Consider the following 12369-nt stretch of genomic DNA (forward strand, 5'->3'; position numbering starts at 1 on the left):
CCGGACGTCAGACGAAACGGACGGTCTGCTGCAGTCGGTCGCGGATCTCGAACACGTCGACCGATCCGGGCGGAGACCACACGCCGTTCAGCACCTGCCCGAGCGCGCTGCGGCGGACGACGAGTGCGGTCGGCTTCTTCGGGGAGCCGACGAGCTGCACGTCGACCTCGACCGCGGAGTCCGGCACGACGAGCAACCGGCCGGTGAACCGCACCCGGGTCTGCTTCTGCACGGCACGGGCGGCGCGGACGAGTTCCTTCACCGGACGCTCGCCGGGCGCCAGGGTCTCCCCGACGATGTCGCCGTGCTCGACCCGGACGGGGGCTCCCCAGTCGATCGACTCCACGGCCCAGAGCCCGCTCGGGGTCAGGACGGCATGGTCGAGCTTGCCCTCGGCCCCGGCGTCGAGGTCGTGCCAGACGGTGACGCCGATGCCCATGTCCGAGACGATCGAGGCGGTGGCCTCTTCGGCGAGCGCTTCACCGAGCAGCCGTCGGATGTGCCGGGGCGCGGAACGGATGAGGGTGGGGTCGTAGGGGTCCTCGATGGGGTCGCCGAGTCCGACCCATTCGCGTTCTGCCTGCAGGAAGACCTCGCGGGAGCGTCCGCCGGGGTGTCCGTGGGACCGGGCGCGGGGGCGGGTGTCGCGACGGGCTGACGGGGGTGCGTAGGCGTCGCGACCGGTGTCGGGCCTCCCGGTCGACGAACCGGACGCACCGGGCGCGCTGAACGGTCCGGCACCGCTGCTGCTGAACGCGCCGCGGGAGCCCGCGTCGTAGGCGCGGCGTGCTGCGGGCGTGCCGATGCGTTCCCAGGCGAGCTGGACGCGGCGGAAGTGCTGGGCGTCGCCGCCGAGGTCGGGGTGGGATTCGCGGGCCGCGCGGCGGTAGGCGCGGCGGAGCGCGTCGTCGTCGGCGGTCGCGGGGACGCCGAGGACTTCGTACGGGGTGGCGTCGGCCGGGCTGTCGGTCATGGCCCTGCGACATTACCCGAGGCAGGGTACGAGTCCGCCGCGTGGTTGCTGGGGACGGCCTGGAGGCTGGGATGGACTCGACCTCACCGCCTACCGTCAGCGGCTGGTCGCCTCCACCACCCCGAACGCGACGGGCGCGTCGAGGAACCGCGCGTACCGGGCGGCGGCCGCCTCGAGCGCGCGCACCGAGGTGTCGTCGAGTTCCGCGAACGGTGTGACGGTGACGGCCGCCCCGCTGGCGCGCTCGGTCCGCTTCCAGGTGCCGACGACCCGACCGCGGACGACGGCCATCGGCAGGAACATGCCGTTGGCGCCCGGGACGACCCGGTCGGCGTGTTCGGGGTCGAGCTGGGCGGAGCGGTCGGCGTACCCGAGCAGGTACTCGTCGAACCCGGGCAGCAGGTGGCCGGTGGGTGTGCCGCCGGTGGTGGGACGGTCGGCGAGCGCGAGGAGTCCGCCGCCGAGGTCCTCGACGGTGTCGCCGGCGGCGGCTCGGGCACGGCGGAGGTCGCCGAGCGGGAGCTTCGTCCAGCTGGCGGCGTCGGCCTCGGTGGCGGGGCCCCGGCCGCGGAGGTACCCGAGCAGGACCCGGCGGAGTGCTTCGTCGCGGTCGGGGACCTCGGTGAGCGCCGGTGCCCACTCGTCGAGGAGCACGAGTCCCTGGCCGACGCGGGCGGTGGGCCCCCAGGCGACGAGTCCCTCTTGCGAGAGCTGCAGCAGCAGGTGGTAGCCGCGGCCGGCGGTGGGGTCGATGCCGGCGGCGCGGTACTCGTCGAAGAGTTCGTCGCGGACGAGGGCGCGGCCGCCGGACAGTGCGGCGACGGTGGTGTCCCGTGCTCGGTCGAGCAGGGGCTGGTCGATGCCGAGTTCGGTGGCGCGTCGGGCGATGCTGCGCAGGGTCCGTTCGGCGGTCAGGGAGAGCAGGAGCCGCAGGTCGTCGGGTCGCACGGCGTGCAGGGTGCCCCGCATCGGCCAGGAGCGGACGAGCTCGCCGCGGTCGAAGGCGGCGCAGACGTCGTCACGGGTGGCCCCGGGTGTGCGGACCCCGATGGCCCAGAGGACCTGGCCGAGGTCCTGCCCCTGCACGGCGGTCATCCGTTCGACCGCACCGGTGGGGCTGGTGCCGGGGACGGCGATCCCCTGCGCGGCGAGCCGCAGGGTGCGGAGCTGCGCAGGGGTCGGGGTCACGCGACGGCGGCGGCGATGGCGTCGGCGTGCTGCTCGATGTAGGCGACGTCGGCCCGGTACAGGTCGGCGTGCCCGTGCGCCAGGTCGCTGACGAACTTCGGGTTGCCGGCGGCGGCCTCGGTCTCCATGGTGGTGACCATCGCGACGAGGGACGCGGCCATCGCCTCGGCGAGGACGCTGCGGGAGCGGTCGTCGAGGTCGTAGGCGCGGCAGAACTCGGCTGCGCGGGCGAGCCGGTCGTCGAGGTCCGGGGCGGTCATGCCCTCGACGGCGCCGGTGGTGAACGGGGCGAACCGGTACACGGCACTCGCGACGTCCCAGACCCGTGGCCCGGGGTGTGCGGTGTCGAAGTCGATGAGCCCCACGGCCTGGATGCCGTCGTAGACGCAGTTGTAGGGGGCGAAGTCGCCGTGCACGATCGTCTCGACGGGGGTGCGTTCGGCCTGTGACCAGCAGTCGCGTGCCCCGTCACGCGGGAACGTGGTCGCGGCGTCGTGGAAGTGCCGGAGCAGTCGTGCGCTCGTGACGAGTGCGGCTTCGCTCGCGACGTCCTCGGTCCAGGGGTACTCCCCCGCGACCCCGGGGACGAACGACACCGTCTCGAGGGTGTCGCCGTGCTCGATCGGTTCCGGTGCCGCGACGAACCCCTGTTCGTGCAGGTGTGCGAGCAGCCGGTGGACGGTCGGTGTCCACGGTCCGGCCGGGCGGTGGACTCGGTCGTCGGCCCTGGTGATCCGCTCCATGGGGAACCTCCTGTGTGTGCGTCTCCGTTGACGTCCGGCCAGCGTATCGACGTGTGCCGCCGTGTGTGACGCGGTGGTGTGAACAACACATCACGTGACGGCATGCAGCGTTGCATGCAAGGGCGTACGATCGTTCACCGTGGAGCAGCACACGACGACCCAGGCCGCATCCGAGCGCGCGTACGAGCACGTCAAGCGGGCGATCATCCGCGGCGACCTCCCGGGTGGGACCGCGATCAGCGAGAACGCCCTGTGCCAGGAGATCGGGGTGTCCCGCACCCCCGTGCACGAGGCCTTCCTGCGCCTGGCCGCCGAGGACCTGCTCACCCTGGAGTCCCGCAAGGGTGCGGTGGTGCGCCCGATGTCCCCGAACGAGGCGGCGGACGTGCTCGAGATGCGCGAGGCGATCGAGGCCACGGCGGCGACCCGCGTCGTGACCGACGGCCGCGTGGCGGACGTCACCCCGGGCCTCCAGGCCATGCTGACGGAGCAGGAGCGGGCCGTGGCGACGGGCGACGTCGACCGGTTCATCGAGGTCGACGCAGCGTTCCACGGCGCGGTGATCGGCGCTTCGCGGAACGCGATCGCGGTGCGCTTCGCCCAGACGCTCCGCGACCGGCAGAACCGGCTCCGACACCAGCTGATGCGGGTGCAGCCGTCGCAGCTGCAGGCCTCGCTCGACGACCACCGAGCCCTCGCGGCAGCCCTGGCAGCGGGCGACGCGGCCCGCTACGCCGAGGTCCTGCACGCCCACGTCGCCTCGCACCGGGGCGCCCTGTGAGCGCGACGGGGAGCATCCCCACCACCGGCTCGCTGTCCGTCCCCTCGGCGCGCGTCATGCCCTGGGTCGCCGTGTGGGGCGCGGTGTTCGTCTGCTCGTGGGGCGGCAACCAGTTCTCGCCCCTGCTGCTCATGTACGAGGGCCGCGAGCACTACTCGTCGGTCGTCGTCAACGTCTTCCTGGGCGTCTACGTGCTCGGCCTCGCGCCGGCGCTGCTCGTCGCCGGGTCGCTGTCCGACCGGCACGGCCGCAAGCCCCTCATGCTCGCCGCCATCGTGTCCGCCGTCGTCGGCAGCGGACTGCTCGCGCTCGGACCGCTCGGCCCCGGTTTCCTGGCGGCCGGGCGGCTGTTCTCCGGCATCACCGTCGGCATCGCGATGGCCGTCGGCAACAGTTGGGTCAAGGAGCTGTCACAGGGACGCTTCGACCCATCCGCCGACGCCGGGTCCGGTGCCCGCCGGGCCTCGCTGGCGTTCACGCTCGGTTCGGCCTCCGGCGCGCTGGTGGCCGGACTCATCGCACAGTGGGGCCCCATCCCCGAGGTGCTGCCCTTCCTGGTCCACATCGTCGTCGCACTGCCCTTCGCCTTGGTCGTCTGGCGCACCCCCGAGACCAACCGCTCCGGCGGGGTCCCCGGTCCGTGGTGGCGCCAGCTGCGGGTGCCGAGCGCCGGGCACCGACGGTTCACCCGCGTGGTGCTCGTCACCGCCCCGTGGATCTTCGGCTCGGCGGCGATCGGGTACGGCTACCTGCCGACCCAGCTCACCGGGGCCACCGGCGCGTGGGGCCTGGTGTTCGCCACCGCCGCGACCGTCGTCGCCCTCGGAGTGTCCAGCGCGGTCCAACCGCTCGCGCGGCGCGTGCACTCGCTGACCTCGGCCCGCGGGCTCACGACGGCCCTCGCGTGCATGACCGCCGGCATCGCCGTGGTCGTCGTCGCGATCGAGCTGCAGTCCGTCGTGGTCGGACTCGTCGCGAACGTCGTCATCGGCGTCGGGATCGGGCTCGCCCTGGTGTCGTCGCTGCTCGAGGTGCAGCGGATCGCGGGGTCCCGCGACCTGGCCGGACTGACCGGGGTGTTCTACGCGGCGGCGTACGCGGGGTTCCTGGCGCCGGCCGTGATCGCGGCGATCGCGAACGTCGTGGCGCTGCCCGTCGTCCTCTGGGTGATCGTCGGACTCGGTGTCGTGTCGTGGTGCGCGGTGCTCGTGTCGTCGCGGCGGTACCTGCCGACGGCGTAGGCGCGCGGGGGCGCGGGCGGCGCAGGGGCGCGGGGGCGCGGGGGTGCGGCAGTGCGGGGGCGCGGGCGCGGGCGGGCGTGCGGGGGCGCCGCACCGTGCGCGGTGCGTCGGTCCGTGCGACACCTGCCGCTCGGTGCGAGGTTGATGCGGCGCACGGAGCGATCAAGCCAGCACCGAACGAACGACCTCGCACCGTGCGCCGGACGCCGGACGCCGGACGCCATGCACTGTGCGCCGAACGACCTCGCACCGTGCGCCGGACGCCATGCACTGTGCGCCGTGCGACCTCGCACCGTGCGCCAACGGCGTACCGCCCGCTAGAACTGGTCGCGCAACCATGACGGCCCGTGCACCACGGCACCGAGCGCCTCGACGCGGGCACGGAGCTCGCGGTCAGCCGTGACGACCACGACGGGACCGTCTCCGGCCTCGACCGCGGCACGAGCGGCGTCCACGATGGCGTCGTCCCCCGAACCCGGCGCTGCGACGACGTCGAGTGCACGGGGCAGTGCACGGGGCAGTGCGCCGTCCGACGCCCCGGAGGCACCCCGGGCTTCCCGGGCCTCACCCTCGAGCACCACGGTCCACCGCGGCCACCACCGGGCGAACGGCAGCGCCAGCACGTCGGCCGTCACCCCGGACGCGGCGAGCGCCGTCACCGACGACAGCAGGCGTGCGGCGGCTCCCGTCCGGTCCTTCCACCAGCCGTCGGGCACGCTGCCGACGACGTTCGCCGCGTCGACGACGACGTGCGGGGTGGTGGTGAGGGACGCACGGAGCGCCGGCCACGACCTCCCGAACCCGGGGTGGAGCGGCAGGTCGTCGACCTCGTCGACGGGGATCCAGGACAGGGCGAGGCTCTCGCGGTCCGCGATCACCGGTTCGAACGGCCGAGCGGCACGCCCCACCACGGTCGTGTAGGTCCAGAACCCCAGGTCGAGCAGTGCCGTGTGGCGGAGGTCGACGCCGTCGTGCGGCACACCGGCTTCCTCGGCGGACTCGCGGAGCGCACCGGTGACGGCGTCCTCGCCCTGGTGGCGTGCGCCGCCGGGGATGCCCCACGTGCCGCCGTGGTGACTCCACTCGACGCGGTGCTGCAGGAGCACGCGTCCGGCGCCGTCGTCGACGAGCAGTCCTGCGGCGCCGAAGAGTCCCCAGGCCTTGGTGCCGTCGGGGCCGACCGCCCAGGCGTCGCCGGGGTCGCGGGGGCCTGGTGGCGGTCCGGGAGGCGTGGAGTCTGGCACACACCAACCCTGTCACACGGTGCAGGGCATGTGACCGGAGACGACGGGGCCGAAGACGACGAGCCGTCGCCCGGCGCAGCTGCTCGTGTACGGTGTCGATCGAGACACGGGGTGCCGCAACCAGCGGCTGAGATCACACCCGTCGAACCTGCTCGAGCTCGTACTCGCGAAGGGATCGTCCATGGAATCCGCTGCGCCCTCCCCTGCCTGGGCCCACCGAACCGCTGAACTGCTCGAGGCCGTCCGGGCCCGGAGCCCGTTGGTGCAGTGCATCACGAACACCGTGGTGCAGAACGTCACCGCGAACGTGCTGCTCGCCCTCGGGGCCTCGCCCGCGATGGTCGACGTGGCGACCGAGGCGGGACCGTTCGCCCGGGTCGCCGACGCCCTGCTGGTGAACACCGGCACCCCGCACGCCGAACCCCGGGTCGCGGCGCTCGAGGCCGCGCACGCCGCCCGCGACACCGGTACCCCCTGGGTGCTCGACCCCGTCGCGGTCGGCTCGCTGCCGGTGCGCACCGCCCTGGCCCGCGACCTGCTGGCGCTGCACCCGACGGTGCTGCGCGGCAATGCCTCCGAGGTCCTCGCCCTGCTCGGCACGTCGGCCGGTGGCCGCGGTGTCGACAGCACGGTGGGCACCGAGGACGCCCGTGCGGCTGCGGTCGACGCCGTGTCCGGTCAGGCGGCCGGGAGGCTCGTGGCCGCGGTGGCCGTGTCGGGTCCCGTCGACCTGTTGGTCGCGCCGGGCACCGGCGTGGTGCGGGTCGCGAACGGCACCGAGCTGTTGACGCGGATCACCGGGGGCGGGTGCGCCCTCGGTGCGGTCGTCGCCGCGTTCACGTCGGTCGCGCCCGACGACGCCGGTGCCGCCGCCGTCGCGGCGACCGCGGTGCACACGATCGCCGCGGAGCTCGCCGCCCGTGAGGCCGGCGGCCCCGGCACCTTCCAGCCGCTGTTCCTCGACCGGTTGGCGTCGCTCACCCCCGAGGACGTCGTCCGCGAGGCCCGGATAACGGTCGAGGCAGCGCCTGCGTCCCTGGTGGTGCCGGCGTGAGCGGGCTGCGGGAGGACTTCGGCGTGTACCTGGTCACCGACGGCGCCCTGGCCGACCGGCATGGTGTCGGTGTGCTCGGGGTGGTCCGCGCCGCGGTGCACGCCGGGGTCCGGATCGTGCAGGTGCGGGACAAGGACGCCTCGGCTCGGGACCTGTTGGCCCTGACCGCTGCCGTGGCCGACGCCGTGGGCGACCGCGCCGCCGTGGTGGTCGACGACCGGCTCGACGTCGCCCTCGCCGCTCGGCACGCGGGACACCGGGTCGCCGGGGTGCACCTCGGCCAGTCGGACGTCCCGGTGACCGCTGCTCGTGCCTTGCTCGGGCCGGAAGCGCACGTCGGGTTGACCGCGAACACCCCGGAGCACCTGGCGGTCGTCGCCCGGCTGCCCCGCGGCACCGTGGACCTGCTCGGCGTCGGGGTCGTGCACCCCACCACGACGAAGGCCGACCACCCGCCGGCGCTCGGGCACGACGGGTTCGCCCGGCTCGCGGCTGCGACGGACGTGCCGTGCGTGGCGATCGGCGGGGTGACGCTCGACGACGTCGAGCCGCTCCGGGCAGCGGGCGCCGCCGGGGTCGCGATCGTCTCGGGCATCTGCGCCGCGGCCGATCCCGGGTCCGCAGCGGCCGCGTACGTGGCCGCGTGGGGCCCTGGACCCGGCCACGGGGCGGAGCCGGGGCGGCTCGCGGCGGGCGATCCGTTCCTCCCGTCGGGGGCTTCGTCGCACCACGGGGCGGAGTCGTGAGCGTCCCGCGCGTCCTGGCCATCGCCGGGACCGACCCGACGGGCGGCGCCGGGCTGCAGGCCGACCTCAAGGCGATCGCGGCGCACGACGGGTACGGCATGGGCGTGGTCACCGCCCTCGTCGCGCAGAACACGCACGGGGTGCGGTCGGTGCACGTGCCGGACGTCGCATTCCTGCGGGAGCAGCTCGACGCAGTGTCGGACGACGTCACGATCGACGCCGTGAAGATCGGGATGCTCGGCACAGCACCGGTCGTCCGCGTCGTGACGGACTGGTTGCGGGAGCACCGGCCGCCCGTGGTCGTCGTGGACCCGGTGATGGTGGCGACGAGTGGTGACCGGTTGCTCGACGAGGACGCCGCATCGGCGATGGGTGCGCTGTTCGGACTGGCCGACCTGGTGACGCCGAACCGGGCCGAGTTGCAGGTGTTGGCGGAGCTGGCTGGTGCTGGGGCTGTTGCTGGTGCTGCCGGTTCTGCGGCTGGTGCGGCGCCCGCGTCGTTGTCGGAGCTCGATGCTGCGCGGCTCGTGGCGTCGACGTGGGACGTGCTCGTGCTGGCGAAGGGCGGGCACGACGAGGGGCCGACCTCCGACGACGTGCTCGTGTCGCCGTCGGGTTCCGCTCGACGGTTCACCGGTCCCCGCGTCGCGACGGCCAACACGCACGGCACCGGGTGCTCCCTGTCGAGCGCCATCGCGACGCTCGCTGCCCGGCACGGGGACTGGGAACTCGCGGTCGGGGTGGCGAAGCCCTGGCTGACGGCTGCGCTGCGGGCAGCCGATGCCCTGGAGGTCGGGTCCGGCAACGGACCGATCGACCACGGCGCCGTGATCCGAGCGTTGCTGCCCGTGGTCCCCTTCACCGACGTGTGGTGGTCCGACGTCAGCGCCGTGCTGCAGGCCACGATCGAGTGCGGGTTCCTGGTCGGGCTGCGCGACGGGACGCTCGACGCGGACGTGTTCGCCGGGTACCTCGCGCAGGACGTGCACTACCTGCGGGCCTACGAGCAGCACCTGGCGGCGTTGGCGGCGAGCGCTGCCGGCGCTGGTGCCGGCGCTGCAGCTGCTGGCGCTGGCGCCGGCGCTGCGGATGCCGGCGCTGGTCGTGGTCCTGTGGCTGCCGCCTTCTGGACGGCGGCGTCCGAGGGCTGCGCCGCCGAGGCCCGCGACCTGCACCACCGACGCCTCGCCGGCACCCACGCCGACGACCCCGTCCACCCGACGTGCGCCGGGTACCTCGCACACCTGCAGGAGGCGGCGGACTCCGGGTCGGCGGCCGTGCTCACCGCGGCGGTGCTCCCCTGCTTCCGGGTCTACGCCTGGGTGGGGGCGCAGCTCGGCGCGGCGCCGGACGGGCACGCGTTCGCGGACTGGATCACGGCCTACGGCGACCCGGGCTTCGCGGCGTCGAGTGCCGAGGCGACCCGGCTGGTCGAGGAGATGGCGGCAGCAGCTACCCCGTCCGAGCGAGGCCGGATGGCGCGGGCGTTCCGCCGCTCGACCGAGTGGGAGCTGGCGTTCTTCGCGATGCCGCTGGCGCTCGGTGCCACTGGTACCGGGGTCACCGCTGGTACCGGGGTCGCGGCTGCTGCGGGCGTCGCGGTCAGTGCCGCGGAAGCGACACTTCTGCGCTGACGGCCGTCGAGCACCCCGCGAAAGCGACAGATGTCCGCCGATGTTCCGCGGGGGTCTGTCGCTTTCGCGGACGGCGCACGCGGCGGCACCGGCGCACGCAGCGGCACCGGCGCTCGCGGCGGCACCGGCGCGCGCGGCGGCACGGGGCGCGCGGGCGGCCTCAGCGCGGGGGCGGCGGCAGCCGCACCAGCTCGACGACCAGGTCGGCGCCGGTCACGGTGCCGCGCATCCACGTGAAGTCCGGCTGCCGACGGCGATCGGTCGGCGAACCGGGGTTGAGCAGCCGCAACCCGGACGGTGCGACGGTGTCCCACGGGATGTGGGAGTGCCCGAAGACGAGCACGTCGACGTCCGGGTACTCGGCGGCCATCCGGCGCTCACGGCCCGTTGCGGCACCGGTCTCGTGCACGAGCGCGAACCGCAGGTCCTCGACCGCGAAGTGCGCGACGAGCGGCAGCCGGTCGTCGAACTCGGGGCCGTCGTTGTTGCCGCGCACCCCCTCGAACCGGTGGGATCGGGCCTGCACGGCGTCGAGGGTGGCGAGGTCGACCCAGTCCCCCGCGTGCACCACCAGGTCGGCGGCGTCGACGTCCGCCCAGAGCGCCGCGGGCAGGTCCTTCGCCCGCTTCGGCAGGTGCGTGTCGGAGAGCAGGACGAACGACGTGGTCACGTCGGGGTGCGTCCGGGCATCGGCAGCCCGGCCTCGTCCGAGGCGCCGAGCCGTTCGAGCAGTCCGGCGAGCAGGGCGATGTCGTCGTCGGACCAGCCGGCGAGCCGTTCCTCCAGCGCATCCCGGTGCAGCTGCACGGAGCGCTCGAGCGCGGTGCGACCGGCATCCGTCGCCACGAGGGGCTTCGCGTTGCCGGTGCCGCCGTCGGTCGTCTCGATCAGCTTCGTGGCGAGGAGCCCGGACAGCTGCCGCGAGATCGTCGAGCGGTTCAGGCGCAGGTACCGGGCGATGTCGATGGCCATGCAGCCGGGGTGCTGCACCACGAAGTCGACGAGGGACTGGTCGACCACGCTCAGTGCCTGGTCAGATCCGCGGGCTCGGATGCTCGCACGTCGGGTGATCCGGGCGAGCTCGGTGTACGCCCGGCCGATCTCGCTGTTCCGGATCCCGGAGCTCGGGTGGTCCATCGTGGCTCCAGCCTTTCGGTGCCGGCGCCGGCCGGCGGTCTTCTGTGCCGACACCATACCGGTCGGTACGCGAGATTCGGGCTCAGTGACCTGCAGCTGCGGCCCGGAGCGCGGGGATGTCGAGCTTCTGCATCGTCATCATCGCCTGGAAGACCCGGGCGTTCGCCTCGGGGTCGCCCGACCCGGTCATGAGCTCGCCCATCATCGACGGGGTCACCTGCCAGGCGACGCCCCAGCGGTCGAACAACCAGCCGCACATGCTCGGCTTCCCGCCGTCGGCGAGCAGGGCGTCCCAGATGCGGTCGAGTTCGTCCTGCGTGTCGACGTCGACCTGGAACGAGACGGCATCGGTGTGCGGGTGTCCGGGGCCGCCGTTCATCGCCCGGTACGGCTGCCCGAGCAACGTGAACTCGACGACCAGGGTCGCGCCGTCCGGGGTCTTCGCCACGCTGTCGATCGAACTGCCGGGGAACAGGTCGACGTAGTACCGGGCGGCCTGCTCGGCTTGGTCGTCGTACCAGAGGAAGGGGGTGATGGTGGGCATGGGGCGCTCTTCTCGCGTCGGCTCAGTCCGCGGCACTGCGGATGAGCAGGTCTGACTTCTCGGGGTGCTCGTCGAACCACTTGCCGACGAACCAGCACATCGGTACGACCCGCTTCGTCGAGTTCGTCTCGACGTCGGCGACCGCGTACTCGACGAGCTCGGCCGCGTAGCCGTGCCCGCGGTGCTTCGGCACCGTGTACGTGTGCGGGAACGCGATCGCGTCGCCGTTCTCGCGGTAGTCGAGCACGCTCACGAGCTCGCCGCCGACGTACATCGCGTAGCGGTCCTGGTCGGTCTCGTCGCGGAACTCGTGGTCCATGCCGCCATCATGCTCCGCCCGGGGCGCACGTGCCCCACCGGGAATGCTCGTGGCCACCGAGCGTTGGATGGACACCATGACAACGATCGGCATCATCGGCGCAGGCAACATCGGATCCCAACTGGCACGACTCGCGGTGCAGCACGGCCACCAGGTCGTGATCGCGAACTCCCGCGGCCCCGAAACCCTGGCCGACCTCGTGGCCGAACTCGGCGACCAGGCCCGTGCGGCCACCCGTGACGAAGCAGCCGCCGCGGGCGAGGTCGTCGTCGTGACGGTGCCGCTCGCCGCCATCGAGACGATCCCGGCGGAGCCCCTCGTCGGCAAGGTCGTCATCGACACGAACAACTACTACTGGGAGCGCGACGGCCACATCGCCGCGCTCGACGACGAGTCGACGACGACGGCCGAGCTGCTGCAGGACCACCTGCCCGGCGCCCGGGTCGTCAAGGCGTTCAACCACATCGGCGCCGCGGACCTGACCGGCCACGCCACCCCGGCCGGCACCCCGGACCGCCGCGCCCTCGTGGTCGCGGGCGACGATGCCGAGGCGAAGCAGGTCACCGCGGACCTCATCGACGAGTTCGGCTTCGACGTCGTCGACGCCGGCCCCCTCGCCGAGGGCTGGCGCATCCAGCGGGACACCCCCGGCTACGGCCCGCGCCTGACCGCCGACCAGCTGCGCGACGCACTGCAGGCAGCCACCCGCTGACGCCCCCGAGTCTCGGCCCCGCCGCCGCGAGACTCGGGCTGGGCGACAGTCCT

Annotated in this window: 14 protein-coding genes and 1 riboswitch; of the genes, 6 read left to right on the forward strand and 8 right to left on the reverse strand. The window is 73.7% G+C overall.

All coding sequences use genetic code 11. The features are described from left to right. Nucleotides 1–7 precede the first annotated feature (7 nt). The 3 genes from EDF40_RS15020 to EDF40_RS15030 form a co-directional block, all read right to left on the reverse strand. The gene (locus tag EDF40_RS15020) at nucleotides 8–973 is read right to left on the reverse strand and encodes a DnaJ domain-containing protein (protein ID WP_123340357.1); all 966 of its coding nucleotides are present in this window, start codon (nucleotides 971–973) and stop codon (nucleotides 8–10) included. Nucleotides 974–1069: 96 nt separating this feature from the next. Next, a complete protein-coding gene (locus EDF40_RS15025) occupies nucleotides 1070–2161 on the reverse strand; it encodes a winged helix DNA-binding domain-containing protein (protein ID WP_123340356.1) in 1092 nt (363 codons plus the stop codon). Then, on the reverse strand, nucleotides 2158–2904 hold the full coding sequence (locus EDF40_RS15030) for a phosphotransferase enzyme family protein (protein WP_123340355.1): 747 nt from the start codon (nucleotides 2902–2904) through the stop codon (nucleotides 2158–2160). Before EDF40_RS15030 ends, EDF40_RS15025 begins: the two co-directional genes overlap by 4 nt. 139 nt (nucleotides 2905–3043) lie before the next feature. On the opposite strand from EDF40_RS15030, the gene EDF40_RS15035 reads away from it, so the two are divergent. Together EDF40_RS15035 and EDF40_RS15040 are read left to right on the forward strand one after the other, a co-directional pair. Further along, complete coding sequence (locus tag EDF40_RS15035; protein WP_123340354.1) at nucleotides 3044–3685, forward strand: GntR family transcriptional regulator; 642 nt, start codon at nucleotides 3044–3046, stop codon at nucleotides 3683–3685. Next, the gene (locus EDF40_RS15040; RefSeq protein ID WP_221180487.1) at nucleotides 3682–4926 is read left to right on the forward strand and encodes an MFS transporter; all 1245 of its coding nucleotides are present in this window, start codon (nucleotides 3682–3684) and stop codon (nucleotides 4924–4926) included. Before EDF40_RS15035 ends, EDF40_RS15040 begins: the two co-directional genes overlap by 4 nt. 317 nt (nucleotides 4927–5243) lie before the next feature. Here the strand turns inward: EDF40_RS15040 and EDF40_RS15045 are convergent, their stop codons facing one another. After that, a complete protein-coding gene (locus EDF40_RS15045) occupies nucleotides 5244–6170 on the reverse strand; it encodes an NUDIX hydrolase (protein WP_123340353.1) in 927 nt (308 codons plus the stop codon). 97 nt (nucleotides 6171–6267) lie between these two features. After that, a riboswitch (TPP riboswitch) is annotated at nucleotides 6268–6363 on the forward strand. Between EDF40_RS15045 and thiM the strand changes: the two genes are divergently transcribed. The 3 genes from thiM to thiD all read left to right on the forward strand — a co-directional run bounded on the left by thiM (nucleotide 6352) and on the right by thiD (nucleotide 9604). Then, nucleotides 6352–7224: a hydroxyethylthiazole kinase gene (gene thiM, locus EDF40_RS15050; RefSeq protein WP_185003113.1), complete on the forward strand. Its 873-nt coding sequence runs from the start codon at nucleotides 6352–6354 to the stop codon at nucleotides 7222–7224. (Overlaps the previous riboswitch by 12 nt.) Beyond that, complete coding sequence (thiE, locus tag EDF40_RS15055) at nucleotides 7221–7970, forward strand: thiamine phosphate synthase (protein ID WP_123340352.1); 750 nt, start codon at nucleotides 7221–7223, stop codon at nucleotides 7968–7970. The genes thiM and thiE overlap by 4 nt, the downstream gene beginning before the upstream one ends. After that, nucleotides 7967–9604 (forward strand): bifunctional hydroxymethylpyrimidine kinase/phosphomethylpyrimidine kinase, encoded by a 1638-nt coding sequence (gene thiD, locus EDF40_RS15060; protein ID WP_123340351.1) that lies wholly within the window; start codon nucleotides 7967–7969, stop codon nucleotides 9602–9604. Before thiE ends, thiD begins: the two co-directional genes overlap by 4 nt. A 160-nt stretch (nucleotides 9605–9764) precedes the next feature. Here the strand turns inward: thiD and EDF40_RS15065 are convergent, their stop codons facing one another. The 4 genes from EDF40_RS15065 to EDF40_RS15080 form a co-directional block, all read right to left on the reverse strand. Then, nucleotides 9765–10274 (reverse strand): metallophosphoesterase, encoded by a 510-nt coding sequence (locus tag EDF40_RS15065; protein ID WP_123340350.1) that lies wholly within the window; start codon nucleotides 10272–10274, stop codon nucleotides 9765–9767. Then, nucleotides 10271–10741, reverse strand: coding sequence for a MarR family winged helix-turn-helix transcriptional regulator (locus tag EDF40_RS15070; RefSeq protein WP_123353928.1), 471 nt, complete (start codon nucleotides 10739–10741; stop codon nucleotides 10271–10273). Before EDF40_RS15070 ends, EDF40_RS15065 begins: the two co-directional genes overlap by 4 nt. Nucleotides 10742–10823: 82 nt before the next feature. Continuing rightward, complete coding sequence (locus EDF40_RS15075) at nucleotides 10824–11285, reverse strand: VOC family protein (protein WP_123292436.1); 462 nt, start codon at nucleotides 11283–11285, stop codon at nucleotides 10824–10826. Between the two features lie 22 nt (nucleotides 11286–11307). Then, nucleotides 11308–11604 carry a GNAT family N-acetyltransferase gene (locus EDF40_RS15080; RefSeq protein ID WP_111087034.1) on the reverse strand — a complete coding sequence of 99 codons (297 nt, stop codon included), beginning with the start codon at nucleotides 11602–11604 and terminating at the stop codon, nucleotides 11308–11310. A 76-nt stretch (nucleotides 11605–11680) separates the two neighbouring features. Here EDF40_RS15080 and EDF40_RS15085 point away from each other — a divergent pair, with 76 nt between their 5' ends. Next, nucleotides 11681–12316: an NADPH-dependent F420 reductase gene (locus EDF40_RS15085; RefSeq protein WP_123340532.1), complete on the forward strand. Its 636-nt coding sequence runs from the start codon at nucleotides 11681–11683 to the stop codon at nucleotides 12314–12316. The last annotated feature ends 53 nt before the right edge of the window (nucleotides 12317–12369 follow it).

Origin of the sequence: Curtobacterium sp. PhB170 (genome assembly GCF_003752345.1) — a bacterium.
Classification (GTDB): domain Bacteria; phylum Actinomycetota; class Actinomycetes; order Actinomycetales; family Microbacteriaceae; genus Curtobacterium.

Excerpts from the sequence above, each read along its gene's own strand:
- EDF40_RS15075 (WP_123292436.1), bottom strand. The coding sequence starts at position 11,285 with ATGCCCACCATCACCCCCTTCCTCTGGTACGACGACCAAGCCGAGCAG.
- EDF40_RS15080 (WP_111087034.1), bottom strand. The coding sequence starts at position 11,604 with ATGGACCACGAGTTCCGCGACGAGACCGACCAGGACCGCTACGCGATG.
- EDF40_RS15020 (WP_123340357.1), bottom strand. The coding sequence starts at position 973 with ATGACCGACAGCCCGGCCGACGCCACCCCGTACGAAGTCCTCGGCGTC.
- EDF40_RS15070 (WP_123353928.1), bottom strand. The coding sequence starts at position 10,741 with ATGGACCACCCGAGCTCCGGGATCCGGAACAGCGAGATCGGCCGGGCG.
- EDF40_RS15085 (WP_123340532.1), top strand. The coding sequence starts at position 11,681 with ATGACAACGATCGGCATCATCGGCGCAGGCAACATCGGATCCCAACTG.
- EDF40_RS15030 (WP_123340355.1), bottom strand. The coding sequence starts at position 2,904 with ATGGAGCGGATCACCAGGGCCGACGACCGAGTCCACCGCCCGGCCGGA.
- thiM (WP_185003113.1), top strand. The coding sequence starts at position 6,352 with ATGGAATCCGCTGCGCCCTCCCCTGCCTGGGCCCACCGAACCGCTGAA.